The organism is Arthrobacter sp. Z1-9, assembly GCF_054792695.1.
Genome location: NZ_CP096456.1, coordinates 3,788,575 through 3,800,583 on the forward strand (window position 1 = coordinate 3,788,575; position 12,009 = coordinate 3,800,583).

Consider the following 12,009-nt stretch of genomic DNA (forward strand, 5'->3'; position numbering starts at 1 on the left):
TGCTAGTTCTGCTCCCCTGGGCCTAACCCGATAGCTAGTTGACCAAATATCCGTTATCGGCTCTTTCAAACTGGCGGGGGAGTGCCTGCAAAAGGGGCTATCGAACCCGGGCCACCAGCTGGATGCAACGAAGCGCCCGCGGGGGTCCCGCGGGCGCTTCGTCAAGTCGCTGAGTGCGATCAGGCGTTAATGAGGACGCCGCCGTCTGCGTGAATGTTTTGGCCTGTAATCCAGTGGCTGTCATCGGAGGCGAGGAAGACGGCTACGGGTGCTACGTCTTTGTATGGATCGCCGGCTCGGCCGAACGGGTTGTTTACAAATGCCTTTTGGACGTGCTCTCGCGCCTGCGGGCTGAGCGACTGCAGGCCCCCGGATGCGTTCTCCGTCATGCCGTTGGGGCACAGGGTGTTGACGCGGATGTTGTATTCTCCCCATTCGCGGGCAACTGTGCGGGACAGGCCTCGGACCGCCTCTTTTGAGGCCGCGTAGGGCGCGTAGAGTGAGTCACCCATGACGCCTGCTTCGGAGGCGAAGTTGATGATGGACCCTCCGTAAGCCTTGTCGCGCAGGTGGGGGAAGCACAGCTTCATGAGGTGCCAGTACGCGTAAACGGAACTGCGCATCTCCAGATCGAGGTCCTCGATCGTTTTTTCAAGGAAGGGCTTCGGAACGGTGATGGTGTGGGCGTTGTTGACGAGCACGTCGATGGTTCCGAACCGCTCGACGGTGGCGTCCACGAATTCCACCAGGCTGTCGTAATCCATGATGTCCACGGGCATGGCCAGCACTTCTGCGCCCTTCTCTTCGCAGATGTTCTTGGTTTCCTTCAGTTTGGTTTCGTTCCGCGCGCAAATTGCCAGTTTCGCGCCTTCTTCCGCCATGCGGATTGCCTGCTGCTTTCCCAGCCCGGTTGAACAACCAGTGATGATGACGACCTTGTTATCTAGCTTTCCCAATTTTCTGTTCCTTTGCTTGGAGTTTGTGGATGTAGTCCTGCCCTAGTTCAAGGGCAGCGTTGTTGAGAATGATTGCGCATTCTTGAGTAGCTCGTTGGGGACCCGATCGCTTAAGGCGTCCATCGTCCAAGTCCCGTCGGCCGCAGTGATCTGGCTGATCACCTCGGAGTCGGACCACAAACCGATTTCGCCGTCGGCGGCGAGCTTGAATAAGTGCCCCGTGATGTCCACTGCTTCGTCGGAAGCGAGGTAGGCGAGGAAGGGAACCATTCCCTCCGCGGTCCTCTGCATTGCCGCAGGCGCACCAGCCTCGATCGCCTCGGCCGGAACGCCCTGGAGTCGGTAGGTGGCGGCTGCGTTGTACCAGGCACGGGTTTTTGCCAACGGTGTGTAGGCGTTGACTGTGATCCCGTGCTGGCGCACATCCCGAGCGGATGCCTTGGTCAGAGCGACAACGCCTGCGTTCGCTGCACCGTATGCGGCGTAGCCTTGCAGCCCGAGGAATGCGTCGGATGATGAGTTGAGGATGCGGCCGAACCCTTGCTCTTTCATGTGGGGAAGGGCGTGGTGCATCAGGTTGAAGGTACCTTTGAGCTTGGATACGACTGAGATGTCCCAGAGCTCCTCGTCCATGTCCATGATGTTGCCCACCCAGTTGGACGACGCGTTGTTGACGACGATGTCGATCCTGCCGAAGCTCGCGACAGCGGTATTGACCATTTCCCGCGCAGTTTCGAAGTCGCCGGCGTCTCCAAAGAACGGAACTGCCTCGCCACCCAGCCGCTTGATTTCGTCGGCGGTAGTTTGGGCGTCGCCGGCCACTGTCTTCAGGGCTTGCTGTTCCTGGTCGGTGAACGGGATTGAGGTCTTTTCGAACGCGTTGATGGACGACCCGGGCTTGCGATTGTTGGTGATAATCCGCGCGCCCTCTTTGGCCATACAGAGTGCGACATCGCGCCCGATGCCCTGCCCTGACCCGGTAATGATCGCGACTTTTCCAGTTAGCCTTCCGGCCATGATTGCTCCTCTGTTGACTCTTTTTCGAAGGACATTTCGACGAAGGTGGCTCCAGGGTCTGTCCTGAACACGAGCTCCACCTCGTGAATGCCCGGTGGAATGGTGACTTGTATCTGTCCTGCTGCCAGATCAGCCGTTGCCGCGAATTTGCCGTCGATGAGCAGATCGAGTTCGCCGCTTCCCTGCGCCCTGAACCGCAGGGTTTTCAAAGGCTGGCTATTCTCCACGTAGCGGAAGAGAGCGGACCCCGGTCCGGAGTTGAACAAGGCTTCTGTTCCCTCGAAAGGTGCAATGTACGATCCGCCCGTGACCCCGCAGGCCGCGTACGCAGGAATTACCTCCGCGGGCTGGAAAGCAGCCCCTGCTCCCTGGGAGGTCATTTTCACCTCAGGGATGTTGCCATCGTCGGCAAACTCAATGGGCTCAATGCAAAGGCGGCGCATGCTGCTGACGTTTCGGGAGTTGCGGTGATAGAAGACGTACCACTGTCCGTTGAAGTCCTCGATGGAGCCGTGGATGTTCCACGCTCCGGGGTCGCATCCCGCGTTGTCGATAATGACCCCGCGATAGGTGAACGGCCCCAGCGGGAAGGCACTGGTTGCATAGCCCAGCGATGTGGGTTTGCCCCGTGACGTATCGGCGAACACGAAGTAGTAAGTGTGTTCACGCTTCCGCACTGAGGAGCCCTCATGAAAGTGGTGCGTTTCCTCAGTAGCCAGGTCCTTGACGGTAGAGGCCGTGTCGAGGGAGATCATGTCCGGGTTCAACCGGGCTGCGCTTGCCGAGAACTGTCCCCAGTAGTAGTAGGCCCGCCCGTCGTCGTCGATGAACACGGCGGGGTCGATGCCCGTGACAGGCAGTTGGGTGGCATGCCTGAAGGGCCCCTCGGGGTTGTCGGCGACGGCAACTCCCTCTGTGTTGTCCGAAAGGCACATGTAGAGGTAGTACTTGCCGTTTTTCTCGATGGCATCGGGTGCATAGAGCAGGGTGCCCTCTGGCTGCCGTTGCTTGGTGTGCTCGCGGACTTCCGCAGCGAACTGATCGAAGGGGACGCTCATTGTTTCGGGCGGGATCATTTTTTTCGCGTAGGCGGGCAGGTCGTCGTAGGAACTTGCCCCGTCCAGGAACGACTTGCCTTCGGACGTGGAGGAGGAAGCCCAGTCTGCGTCTTCAGCGCGGAATGCAACGTCGTGGATGGTCCAGGTGTTCATGTCGGGTGTGGACACGACGCGGTATTCGTTGCTGCAATATCTTTGCTCGCTGTTGTCGTAACTGCCGTACAGGTATAGCCGGCCGTCAGGCATGACATGCGCTTCGCAGTCGGGTAGGTGAAAGTCGAGCGGCAGCACAGGATTTCTGGCATTTGTGTGCTGCATCATTGGGTTGACACTCCCGCATCAGCTGCCGGGGCGGGCGCGGACATCAGTTGGATGAGAATCGCGTCGAGTGTCTGAGCGACTTCCAAGGTGGATTGCCGGCCATGCCCGGGGTGCTCTATGAGATCTGAACGGATGGCGTCGGTGACGGCCTGAAGCATGGGGCGGTAGCCGTTTCCTTCCTTTTCGAATCCAATCCGTTCCGGCTCGACGAACAGGCGTTCGACGGAGCCGGCGTGCCATGACGCCGAGGTGACGGCCCAGAACATCTGGTCAAGGGCAGCCCATCCTAAGGTTCCGGAGACGGACGCGGATGGCTCGACGAACTCCAGAGCAGAGCAGGCGAGATGGGCGAAGCGCCCGCCTGGGAATTCCAGGGTGATCTGGGCGGCTACATCTACCCCGTCCCGGACAACTCCTGTGGCGGAAACGGCGGCGGGTTTCCCCAGCATCCTGTGGGCGAACGTCACCGGGTAGATGCCCTGGTCCAACACCGTGCTGCCGCCAAGCTCAGCACTCCAACGGCTTCCACCGGCCGGGAAGGGCATGCCGAATCCTGCCCGGACGCTGCGGGGCTCGCCGAGCAAGCCGGCGTCGATCCGGTGCTGGAGTTCGATGTGCATGGGGTTGAAGCGCATCCACATGGCTTCCATGGCGAACCGGCCGACGGCCTTGGCCCGTCGAAAGATGCGGTCCACGTCCGCGGCGGATGAGGCCATCGGCTTCTCAATCAGGACGTGCTTTCCGGCATCAAGGGCTTCCAACGCAATGGGCAGGTGTGTAGCTATGGGGGTTGCGATGTACACGGCATCGACGTCGTCGCGTGCAAGAAGCTCTTTGCGGTCGCTGGTGGCGAAGGGGATGCCGTTGTCTGCCGCGAAGGAGTTGGCTTTGGAAGCGGTGCGCCCCCAGACGGCCGTGACTTCGGCGCCCTGCACTGCCTGAAGGTCCGGGACCAGATTTTCGGAGATCCGCCCGGTCCCAATGATCCCCCAGCGGATCGGTTCACTCATCCCGGTCACCTGTCCCGGGGACGGGCCATTCCGGTTTTTTGTTTGCCAGGCCGGTCCATCGGGCCCGCAGGGCGTGGGCGGCCGTTTTTGGTTTCCGGTCACGGGTGAAGACGCCCTTTTTGTTCCCGTCCACACGGTGGATGCCGTTGGTGGTCTGGAAGTCTGCGAAGTTCCAGACGTGTTCGCCGACGAAGGAAGGGAGCCGGTCGAATACTCGGTGGTTCATCGCCAGGTACTCGCGCTGGTACTCCTCTGTCCAGGGAAGGTCCCAGACCGAGTGGAGCCCTGTCAATGTGTCTGCGCCATATTCGGACATCATGATGGGCTTGCCGAATTTGGCGGCCCACCCCTGCAGCTCCTGCTCTAGGTGCTCTTCCGCTGTGGGCAGATCACCCAAACCCACATACCAGCCGTAATAGCGGTTGAGGCTGATCACGTCCACGAGATCGGCGATCAGGTCGTTCTGAGGGTTGGCGAACATCACCGTGGCAGTGGTCACCGGCCTTGTCGGATCCAGCTCACGGGTCAATGAAATAAGCGGCTCGAAATACTCCCGCGCACCGTCCTCGTTTGAGGAGGGCTCATTGGCTACACACCACATAACAACGCAGGGGTGGTTCTTGTCCCTCGCAATGAGTTCACGTAGGTGCTGGGCGTGTGCCGCCTGGGTCTGGTCGTTGATTGTCTCGGGAGAGAAGGTTGCGGGGGCCGGCATACCGGTCAGGCCAGCCCCTACAGCGAGGTTGAGTCCGACGGCCGCGGTCTCGTCGATGACCACGATGCCTTGGCGGTCAGCAAATTCGAGTACTTCTTCCGCGTACGGGTAATGCGAAGTGCGGAACGAGTTCGCGCCGATCCAGTTCAGAAGCTGGAAGTCGTGAACGAGGTAGGCGCTGTCGTGGCCCTTGCCGCGAACTGCGGTGTCCTCGTGCTTGCCGAATCCGGTGAAGTAGAACGGTTCCCCGTTAATCAGGAACTTCTCGCCCGCCACTTCAATCGTCCGGATGCCCACCGGGAGTGCATAGCTGTCGACGGCGCTTCCCCGAGGGTCTGTGGAATCCATGAGGCGCACTTCCAGGGTGTAAAGATATGCTGCCCCGGGCTGCCACAGCGTCGCGTCCTGGACCCTGAGCGTGCCGCTACTGCCCTCGGCAGCGGCCACTTCGATGCCGGAGGCATCCCGCAAAGTGACCTGCACAGGTCCTTCACCCTCACTATCTACCTGATACGTCACAAGCCCTGCTGACCCCTCACGGTCTGTGGTGACAGCGATGTCGCTGATGTAGGACGGTGCCGTGCTGTATAGCCACACAGAGCGGGCAAGACCTGCGTAGTTATAGAAATCGTGAAGGTAGGTCTGCTTTTGCTTTCCGTCCGGGCCGGTGCTGACTGTCCCGGGCGGGATGGTGATGTTTGTCAGGCGGTTGTCCACACCAACCGTTAGCCGGAACTCCTCCCCCGCTTCCAGCGCGGTGGTGAGATCGACCTCGAAGGGTGTGTAACCTCCGGTGTGTTCGCCCACGAGGTCATCGTTGAGGTATACAACCGCGGAGTGGGTCGCGGCATCGAAGCGAAGCACGACCCTGTTGCCGCTCCAGCCGCGCGGCACGTGGACCTGGCGCTGGTACCAGACCAGACCGACATGGTCCCGGATGGTGCGATCGACGAACAAGTCGTTGTAACTGGCTGGTACAGCGGCTTCGAGCATCCCGGGAAGAGCGCTGCGCCATGGCGCGCTGTCTGTCATGGTGTCGGTGGCGAACCGCCAGAGCCCGTCCAGGGTGACAAGATCGCGGGTCGCGTTCGGTTGCGGCTTCAGCATGATGTCTCCTGTTTCAGTGTGAATTGAGTTCCAGGCGCCAGCGCCAGGCATACTCGGTGCCCGAAAGGCGGTGCGGTTTGAGGGTGTCGGGGCCAAGCAGGCCGGTCCCGAGACCCCGGTGGGCGATGTCCAGGTGCACGATCGTTGCGGTGCTGGCCGGCAACTTCCACCAGTGGGATGCGTCTTCCAGTTCGGCAATCGAGTAGCGGGAGACGTTCATGTGCAGGGGCTCATCGGCGGTCACCGTCACGGACCCGGCAGACCCGCTCAATTCGAGCGTGTCCACTCCGCCCCGGGTGCCGTTCTCCTGCGGGACGACGTAGGGAACTGCGAGATCCTCGATCGAGGATCTCCACCTGCCGCGGAGCGCGGAGGTGTTCCGGTCGGGATAGTTCTCCCAAGGACCCAGACCAACCCAGGACGCGTGGTTGAATCCTGAGACGAGCTCAAATTCAATCCCGACCCGGAGCCCGTCAGTGGTCCCTTCGGGCAGGGTGACCTCCTCGTCAAAGACGTAACCGCCGGCGGGATCGCGGAGCACCGTCCGTCGGTGCAGCACCTCGTCCCCGAAAGCCGCCCGGTAGCGGGTTAGGACCTGTGTGCCGGCATCAGTCTGTTTGATCTGAACGTCTTCAGGAATGAGCTGGAAGAATCCTGTGGAGACAAAGCGTGGATCCAGGGAGAACGATGAGTCGTTGTCGGTAAGCGCCCGCCAGAGTGACAGCCGCGGCGGGGAAACCAGCAATGGATCACCGATTTCACCCTGCTGATTGAGAATAACGGGTTCGCCGGCTACTGGGATTACAGGCAGCGAGTGGAGCATCGGGATCTGTTCAACCGACAGCTCGGTGCCCGCCGGCGCCCATTCGCTGTCGCTGGCGGTGCGGACAGTCACGGAAACGGCGAGGGCAGTTTCCAAGGCGAGGGCCTGGACAATGCTCGCCGGGAGATTGACGACGCGTTCTTCGCCGGGTCCAAGGTCACTGACCTCCAAGGCTACGGGCTCCGTGGGGCCGCTCCTGGTGTCAACGTGCACGTCAAGGCGCAGGTCCGAGAGGTCCTCGAAATGCCGCCTGCTGCGTACCCTGATGCTTCCTTCCAGCGCTTCAGGGGCGCCGGACACCAAGCGGACGGGGCTGAAGAGGCCTCGCGCTTCAAGCAACGCCGGCTTGGGCGTCAGGTCCGCGAAGGCAATGCCGTTAAGAACGGTAGGGCCGCCGCCGTTCGGCTCATCACCGAAGTCGCCGCCGTAGCGTGAGCGTCCGTCGCCGTCCGGGTCCAGTGCATGGTCTGTGAACTCCCAGATAAATCCGCCCTGAAGGCATGGCTTGGAGTCGAAGAGCTTCCAGTAGTTGGCAAGCCCGCCGGTGGAATTTCCTTGGGAGTAGGCGTACTCGCAGGTGATCAAGGGGCGGTTCGCCCGGGGATCATCAGCGTATGCCTCGAGAGCCGCGAACGAGGGATACATGGGCACCAGAACGTCGCTGGCCGCATGTCCGCCGTGCCAGTCGGTAGCCACGGCGCCTTCGTACTGGACAGGGCGTGTGGGATCGGCGCGCCGGACCCACGCCGCGGCCGCGTCGTGGGCTGACCCGTAGCCGGTCTCGTTGCCCAGAGACCAGGTGATCACTGATGCATGGTTGCGGTCACGGATGACCATGCGCGCTACTCGTTCGACGATCTCCGTAAGGTACCGGGGGTCATCGGCGATGACCGAAGCGAAGGCGTGCCCTTCGATGTTGGCCTCGTCGACGACGTAGAAGCCCAGCTCGTCGCAGAGGTCCAGGAACGCGGGGTCGTTCGGATAGTGGGCGCAGCGAATGGCGTTGACATTGCAGCGTTTCAGCAGCGAGAGTTCGGCGAGCATTCTCTCCCGGGTAATGACACGGCCCGTCCGGGGATCGAAGTCGTGCCGGTTTACGCCTTGGATAAGGACACGTTCGCCATTGATCAACAGGTCAGAACCTTCGATGCGGACGCGCCGGAATCCTACCCGGAGCTGCGTGCGGTCCACCACGTCGCCGGAGCTGTCGAGGAGTTCAACGCTGACATCTTCGAGGTGGGGATTTTCCGCCGACCAGGCAGGAACTTCCAAGTCGGCAAGCTCCAGTTTCACAGTGCCGGCAGGTCCCGCAGCCGTTGGCATGCCTCCGGCGAACATCCCCGGGATGGCGCGAAATTCAGGAGGAACCGGCGCGTTGGCCGCCGTGATGCTGAGCATGTCGAGCATGTCCGGGGGAAATATCATCGCCGGCTTTTCGGTGCGGTTGCGGGCCACCTTCGGCAGCGTCGGCGCGGTAACCCGTCCATTCACTGCGATGCCGTATGTCTGACCTGCAACCTTGATCCGAACCGTGTGGGCTGGTTCGGCGAGGTGCGCGAGTCCGGTTGTGTCAACGGTGAGTGTCAGGGCTCCGAGTTTGGTCGTCGGTTCGAAGTCAGCAACGGCAACAACGTCTGCAAGACGTACCTGAGGCACGGTGTAGAGGAACACCGGGCGGCTCAGGCCGAACATCCACCACTGGTCCTGATCCTCGATGTACGAAAATTCCGACCACTTCTCCACGGCCAGTTCGACGACGTTCCGGCCAGGGGTGAGTGATTCAGTTATGTCGAATTCGGCCGCCAAGTGGGAGTCGGTACTGGTTCCCACTGTGGCTCCGTTGATGCGTACCGTCAGTGCACCTTCGGCTGCTCCTACGTGGAGAATAACGCGTCGCCCAGGGAGCGTTTCGACCTCAAAGCTCCGGCGGTAAACACCCACGGGGTTCTTCTCCGGAATCGTGGGCGGCACCTCGTCGAACGGCATGGGCACGTTGGTGTAATGCGGCCTGTCCGTGGCCGAAGTCATGGCCCATAGCGATGGAACCACCGCCGTTTCCCATACGTCGGACAGTGCCGTGTCTGATGAGGGAAGTAACTGGAAGTCCCAGGGGCCATCCAACGGCACTTCCGCACGTCGGCTAAGGGCATGCATGGGCAGGCGTCCGGTGGCAGCCATCAGTTCTCCAGTCCGTTGCGCCGGGCCACCTGTCCGAGCCACCCGAGGCTTGGCTTGGGGGTACGGACAAAGGTTTCACGATCGACGGCGATCAGCCCGAAGGTCGGTCCCCAGTGGCCCCACTCATAGTTATCGAGCAGGCTCCAATGCAGGTAGCCGCGGACGTCGATGCCGTCGTCCAGCGCACCCTTGAGGGCGCTCAGGGCCTGGGCCGTGTAGTCGATCCTGCGATCGTCGCTATCGGTTGCGATTCCATTTTCGGTGACCACGATCGGTACCCCGCCGGTGACCTCAGCGGTGTGGCGGACGGCGATGCCCAAGGCATCGGGCCGGAAGGCAGTACCCACCATGGTGTTGTCCGGATGGGGCTGGTGCGGTTCCAGGCCGTCCTTGTTCACCCACTGTGCGGTGTACGCCTGGACACCGACGAAGTCATCACCTCGCGCAGCTTCCAGGTAGAGATCTTCCCAGGCATAGGAGATGATTCCGGCCTTCTCTTCGGCACCCGGACGTACCTCCAGTGCACGGTTGGCCACCGTCCAGCCGACGTTGGCGCCGGTGCGATCGCGCACCAGGTCGCGGACGGCGTGGTGCGCGTCCACGAAGATCCGGCCGATCTCCAGCTCGGGTGCCGGCAGCTGGGGCCGTACGCTTTCCCCGTCTACGGTGGGGCTTTGCCACTGCTCCTGAGCGGCGGGATCGGACATGCGGCGAGCCATTCCCGTCATCATGGCGAGCATGTTCGGCTCGTTCATGGTGCACACCCAGTCGACCCCGTCGAGGATTCCGGTAGCAGCGTCAACATATGAACGGAACCGTTTGACCGCTTCCCCACCGAGCCAGCCACCTTCCTCGGCAAACCACTGAGGGTTTGTGAAGTGATGAAGCGTCACGACCGGTTTGAGCCCAAACTCGTGGGCGGCGTCGATCATGCGGCGGTAATGGGCCAGTTCTGCCCTGGAAATTTCACCCGGGCGGGGCTCGATGCGGGCCCACTCGATGCCGAACCGGTAGGAGTTCATTCCTGCGTCGGCGAGCAGCTTCATGTCTTCGCGGTAGCGGTGGTAGCTGTCAATGGCGTCGCCGCTGAGTTCCATGCCGGGGACGCGCCCCTCGTTGGCCCAGAAGTCGCTGTTGACGTTGTTTCCTTCTATTTGGTGGGGGGCTGTTGATGCGCCCCACAGGAAGCCGTCGGGAAAGGTGCTCATGGGTGTTCCGTTCATTTCATGCACGTGAGAGGGACTTGGCTACCGATGTGGCCGCGCTGAAGTTAGCCGACCTGTTCGGAGGTACCTGATATGCGATGGTTCGGCCGGATGTGGCCTTGCAGGTTGCCGCCAGCAGGAAGTTTGCGTTAGAGGTGTCCCGCGGGTGGCAGGGATTGCTGGTCCGGGATTGCTGCGGAAGCGGTGAGCGGCACGCTTTCCTCTTCCTCGTCCAGGGTCGGGGCGTCAGGGTCGTCTTTGGCGCGCCTGGCGTCAAGCTCCTCGTGGACTACCGGCAGGATCTTCATGTCAAAGCGTGAGTAGAAGAGCATCAAAATGATGATTCCGAGGAAGACCGTCGCCGGGATCCCGGCGAACAGCCCGATGATTGCTGCGTTCGCTGAGCCTGTTTGGACGCTCTGGGTGCCGTCGTACCCGGCAGCGCTCAGGACCTGTCCGACGACCAGGCCGGCCAGGCCGATACCGATCCGGCCGCATACTCCAACGACCGCTCCCATGGTGCTCTCCAGCCGTCGCTTGCCCTTCCATTCATTGAAGGCGCAGACGTCCAAAATCATGACACCGGTCAGGTAGCTCAGGGGCAGAACCGCGAACCCGCCCAAAATACTGCCGATCATCAGCAGGACGAGGTTGCCGTTGGCGAACAGGTAGAACCCCGAGCCGACAAGGCCGATGGTCGCCCCGGTGATGAGAATCTGGGAGATGGCGAATCTTTTCATGAGCCGCGGGAAGAACAGGATGAGCGGGAGGATCAGCACGCTCGCCCCTGCTACGGCGCCCTGCAATGCCAGGTCACCCACGATGTACCGGAAGTAGTAGGAGATCATGTTGGCGCCATTGATGGCGCTGCTCAGCAAGGTCAGTCCGGCCAGGAGCCAGACCCACCTGCCGCTTCGAAGGGTTGCGATGAGGTCGCGGACTTTTACGGGAGGTTGGTCAGCATCGACACTTCTGAACTCTTCCTTGACGAAGATGAAACGGGTCAGGCCGATAAGGGCCAGGGGAACGGCGAACCAGAGTATGGCCGTGGACCAGCGCTCGGGGTCCTTCCCTGCCCAGGACAACGCCATAGGGAGGGTGATAGTCATCGTGATGCCCATCAGGGTGGTGAAGATACCGGCGCGAGTATAAACCTTTGCGTACACTCGGCGGTTCGCGAAAGCCCTCGCCATATAAAGAGTGTCGTTCGAGCGAAGCAGGGTATCGAAGACAACGTTGATCGCGATGAAGGAAGCGAACAGCCAGATCGTCCGCCCGGTGAGGTCCAGCGACGCCGGGGTGGAAAACAGCGCCCACGTTGCGAGCCAGATTCCAATGACGGCAAGTTCATAGGGCCGGGCTTTTCCCCATCGGGTTTCCGGTGACCGGTCAACGATCCAGGAGGCCAGCAAGCCGCCGCCGATGTTGGCCAGGCTGCTGACAAGAATGACCAGTCCGACCGTTGCCGCCGGGATACCAAGGGTGTCCGTCGCGTAGATGGACATGTATCCGAGAATGATGAAGTTTGCGCCGGCAGAAACGCCCGCACCGGCCCAAGCGAGTAGCTTGCCGGCGGGCAGCCGATCCGCGTCCGTGGCCTTGGCAAGAGTGGCCATTGT

At 61.5% G+C, this 12,009-nt stretch carries 8 protein-coding genes; all 8 read right to left on the minus strand.

Annotation, left to right across the window (positions count from 1 at the left end):
* Window positions 1-179: 179 nt before the first annotated feature.
* Window positions 180-956, minus strand: a complete 777-nt coding sequence (locus M1D93_RS17555) for an SDR family NAD(P)-dependent oxidoreductase (RefSeq protein ID WP_461172735.1) — start codon at window positions 954-956, stop codon at window positions 180-182.
* A gap of 42 nt (window positions 957-998) precedes the next feature.
* Complete coding sequence (locus tag M1D93_RS17560) at window positions 999-1,973, minus strand: SDR family NAD(P)-dependent oxidoreductase (protein WP_461172736.1); 975 nt, start codon at window positions 1,971-1,973, stop codon at window positions 999-1,001.
* Window positions 1,958-3,352 (minus strand): family 43 glycosylhydrolase, encoded by a 1,395-nt coding sequence (locus M1D93_RS17565; RefSeq protein ID WP_461172737.1) that lies wholly within the window; start codon window positions 3,350-3,352, stop codon window positions 1,958-1,960. The genes M1D93_RS17560 and M1D93_RS17565 overlap by 16 nt, the downstream gene beginning before the upstream one ends.
* Complete coding sequence (locus M1D93_RS17570) at window positions 3,349-4,362, minus strand: Gfo/Idh/MocA family protein (protein WP_461172738.1); 1,014 nt, start codon at window positions 4,360-4,362, stop codon at window positions 3,349-3,351. The genes M1D93_RS17565 and M1D93_RS17570 overlap by 4 nt, the downstream gene beginning before the upstream one ends.
* The gene (gene uidA, locus M1D93_RS17575) at window positions 4,355-6,184 is read right to left on the minus strand and encodes a beta-glucuronidase (RefSeq protein ID WP_461172739.1); all 1,830 of its coding nucleotides are present in this window, start codon (window positions 6,182-6,184) and stop codon (window positions 4,355-4,357) included. The genes M1D93_RS17570 and uidA overlap by 8 nt, the downstream gene beginning before the upstream one ends.
* A 13-nt stretch (window positions 6,185-6,197) precedes the next feature.
* Window positions 6,198-9,185, minus strand: a complete 2,988-nt coding sequence (locus M1D93_RS17580) for a glycoside hydrolase family 2 TIM barrel-domain containing protein (RefSeq protein WP_461172740.1) — start codon at window positions 9,183-9,185, stop codon at window positions 6,198-6,200.
* Entirely contained in the window at window positions 9,185-10,393 is a 1,209-nt protein-coding gene (locus M1D93_RS17585) for a glycoside hydrolase family 1 protein (RefSeq protein ID WP_461172741.1), read from the minus strand. Before M1D93_RS17585 ends, M1D93_RS17580 begins: the two co-directional genes overlap by 1 nt.
* Window positions 10,394-10,539: 146 nt before the next feature.
* Window positions 10,540-12,006 carry an MFS transporter gene (locus M1D93_RS17590; protein ID WP_461172742.1) on the minus strand — a complete coding sequence of 489 codons (1,467 nt, stop codon included), beginning with the start codon at window positions 12,004-12,006 and terminating at the stop codon, window positions 10,540-10,542.
* Between the last annotated feature and the right edge of the window lie 3 nt (window positions 12,007-12,009).

Bases quoted from the DNA above. Each gene is read 5' to 3' on its own strand.
- M1D93_RS17560 (WP_461172736.1), bottom strand. From the start codon at position 1,973: ATGGCCGGAAGGCTAACTGGAAAAGTCGCGATCATTACCGGGTCAGGG.
- M1D93_RS17565 (WP_461172737.1), bottom strand. From the start codon at position 3,352: ATGATGCAGCACACAAATGCCAGAAATCCTGTGCTGCCGCTCGACTTT.
- M1D93_RS17570 (WP_461172738.1), bottom strand. From the start codon at position 4,362: ATGAGTGAACCGATCCGCTGGGGGATCATTGGGACCGGGCGGATCTCC.
- uidA (WP_461172739.1), bottom strand. From the start codon at position 6,184: ATGCTGAAGCCGCAACCGAACGCGACCCGCGATCTTGTCACCCTGGAC.
- M1D93_RS17580 (WP_461172740.1), bottom strand. From the start codon at position 9,185: ATGGCTGCCACCGGACGCCTGCCCATGCATGCCCTTAGCCGACGTGCG.
- M1D93_RS17585 (WP_461172741.1), bottom strand. From the start codon at position 10,393: ATGAGCACCTTTCCCGACGGCTTCCTGTGGGGCGCATCAACAGCCCCC.
- M1D93_RS17590 (WP_461172742.1), bottom strand. From the start codon at position 12,006: ATGGCCACTCTTGCCAAGGCCACGGACGCGGATCGGCTGCCCGCCGGC.